A 3039-nucleotide genomic window follows, 5' to 3' on the forward strand; every position below is an offset into this window, starting at 1 on the left:
GTTTCAATATTCTGATGGATGAGAGAAGCCGGCATCTACCTATTTTCACAGGCCGTGTCCAGCCAACTATCTTCGGCACAAGTGAGCTTAACTTCTGTGTTCGGAATGGAAACAGGTGGGACCTCACCGTCATCGACACCGGCTGTTCAGAGTTTTAAGTCTGAACAATCTCTCTATTCTCTTTTAGAAGGACGTGCCTTCAGAACTGAATAATAATCTGCGCCATGCAATCAGAGTACAAGTGCTTTCAACCTGGTCAAGCCCTCGATCTATTAGTACACTCTTGCTGAATGGATCACTCCACTTACACATTGTGCCTATCTACCTTGTAGTCTTCAAGGGATCTTACCTAATTACTTAGTGGGATATCTTATCTTTGGGTCGGCTTCACGCTTAGATGCTTTCAGCGTTTATCCGATCCGAACATAGTTGCCCAGCTGTGCTCCTGGCGGAACAACTGGTGCGCCAGAGGTTCGTCCGTCCCGGTCCTCTCGTACTAGGGACAGCTCCCATCAAATATCCTGCGCCCACGACAGATAGGGACCGAACTGTCTCACGACGTTCTGAACCCAGCTCGCGTACCGCTTTAATTGGCGAACAGCCAAACCCTTGGGACCGAATACAGCCCCAGGATGCGATGAGCCGACATCGAGGTGCCAAACCTCCCCGTCGATGTGGACTCTTGGGGGAGATCAGCCTGTTATCCCCAGGGTAACTTTTATCCGTTGAGCGATGGCATTTCCACTCACATACCACCGGATCACTAACTCCAACTTTCGTTCCTGCTCGACCCGTCAGTCTCGCAGTCAGGCTCGCTTCTGCGTTTGCACTCTCTCGCTTGATTTCCGTTCAAGCCGAGCGAACCTTTGAACGCCTCCGTTACTTTTTTGGAGGCGACCGCCCCAGTCAAACTGCCCACCTGACAATGTCCCCCACCTCGATTCAGAGGTGCTGGTTAGAATTCCAATATCACAAGGATGGTATCCCAACGTCCACTCCACAAAAGCCAAGGCTCTTGCTTCCCAGTGTCCCATCTATCCTGTGCATGCAACATCGAAACCCAATATCAGGCTACAGTAAAGCTCCATGGGGTCTTTCCGTCTTGTCGCGGGTAACCGGCATCTTCACCGGTACTACAATTTCGCCGGGCGGGCTGTTGAGACAGTGCCCAAATCATTACGCCTTTCATGCGGGTCAGAACTTACCTGACAAGGAATTTCGCTACCTTAGGACCGTTATAGTTACGGCCGCCGTTCACTGGGGCTTCAATTCAATGCTCTCACATCTCCTCTTAACCTTCCAGCACCGGGCAGGCGTCAGCTCGTATACGTCATCTTTCGATTTAGCACAAACCTGTGTTTTTGGTAAACAGTTGCTTGGGCCGTTTCTCTGCGGCTGCATCTCTGCAGCACCCCTTCTCCCGAAGTTACGGGGTCAATTTGCCGAGTTCCTTAACAACCCTTCTCCCGTTGGCCTTAGAATCTTCTTCCTACCTACCTGTGTCGGTTTGCGGTACGGGCACCTCAGAAATACACATGGCTTTTCTCGCCACCCTCCATGCTTGACTTCGGTACTTATTTCCCTCGATCACTACCGGAACCAACTCCCGGCTCAAACACTTCAGATGTGTCCCCATGCTTAACTCTTTTGGTGGTGACGGAATCTCAACCGTCTGTGCATCGGCTACGCCTTTCGGCCTCACCTTAGCTCCCGACTAACTTGGAGCGGACGAACCTTCCTCCAAAAACCTGAGGCTTTCGGCCATGCAGATTCTCACTGCATTCGCGCTACTCATTCCGGCATTCTCACTTCTATGAACTCCACGGCCGCTCACGCTACCGTTTCGCCGCTCATACAACGCTCCCCTACCCAACATCTAAGATGTTGCCTAAGCTTCGGTGTCAGGTTTAGCCCCGTTAAATTCTCCGCGCAAAGACGCTCGACCAGTGAGCTATTACGCACTCTTTAAATGAGTGGCTGCTTCTGAGCCAACATCCTGGTTGTCTGCGTATCTTCACATCGTTTTCCACTTGACCTGACTTTGGGACCTTAGCTGTAGATCTGGGCTGTTTCCCTTTTGACAATGACATTTATCTGACACTGTCTGACTCCCATTCATCAATACTCTGGCATTCTGAGTTTGATAAGCTTCGCTAACCTCTCGGCCGCTAGGCTATTCAGTGCTTTACCTCCAGGTATCTAAAATGAGGCTAGTCCTAAAACTATTTCGGGGAGAACCAGCTATCTCCGAGTTCGATTGGAATTTCTCCGCTACCCACAATTCATCCGCCGCCTTTTCAACGGAGGTCGGTTCGGCCCTCCATGGAATTTTACTTCCACTTCAGCCTGATCATGGGTAGGTCACCCGGTTTCGGGCCCATTGCACGTAACTTATCGCCCTTTTCAAACTTGCTTTCGCTTCGGCTCCAGTCCTTAAGACCTTAACCTTGCTACGTACAATCGCTCGCCGGACCGTTCTACAAAAAGTACCCTATCACACTTTGACGTGCTCTAGGTGCTTGTAGGCACAGGGTTTCAGGTTCTCTTTCACTCCCCTCCCGGGGTTCTTTTCACCTTTCCTTCACAGTACTATACGCTATCGGTCACTGGGTAGTATTTAGGGTTGGAGGGTGGTCCCCCCGTATTCCGACCGGGTTTCACGTGTCCGGCCGTACTCTGGATTCTGCGCAGCTCTCACCGTTTTCGCCTACGTGGTTCTCACACTCTCTGACCGGCCTTCCCATGCCGTTCGGCTAACAGTTTAAGTCCTAAAAGCAGTCCGCACCCCGCAGGTATTTCTACCCGCGGTTTGCCCTCTTCCGCGTTCGCTCGCCACTACTTACGGAATCTCGTTTGATGTCTCTTCCTCGCCCTACTTAGATGTTTCAGTTCAGGCGGTTCCCCTGTTACACCTATTTTGAATTTCAGTGTAACATACTCAGCTATGAGGCTGAGTGAGTTTCCTCATTCAGAAATCCGCGGATCAATGCTTATTTGCAGCTCCCCGCAGCTTATCGCAGCTTATCACGTCTTTCTTCG

Annotated in this window: 2 rRNA genes; both read right to left on the reverse strand. The window is 51.0% G+C overall.

The features are described from left to right. Positions 1-26: 26 nt before the first annotated feature. Positions 27-143 (reverse strand): 5S ribosomal RNA (gene rrf / locus B5F27_RS15985). A gap of 109 nt (positions 144-252) precedes the next feature. Next, positions 253-3039 (reverse strand): 23S ribosomal RNA (locus B5F27_RS15990); the annotation flags it as partial.

Origin of the sequence: Faecalibacterium sp. An192 (assembly GCF_002160175.1) — a bacterium.
GTDB lineage: Bacteria > Bacillota > Clostridia > Oscillospirales > Ruminococcaceae > Faecalibacterium.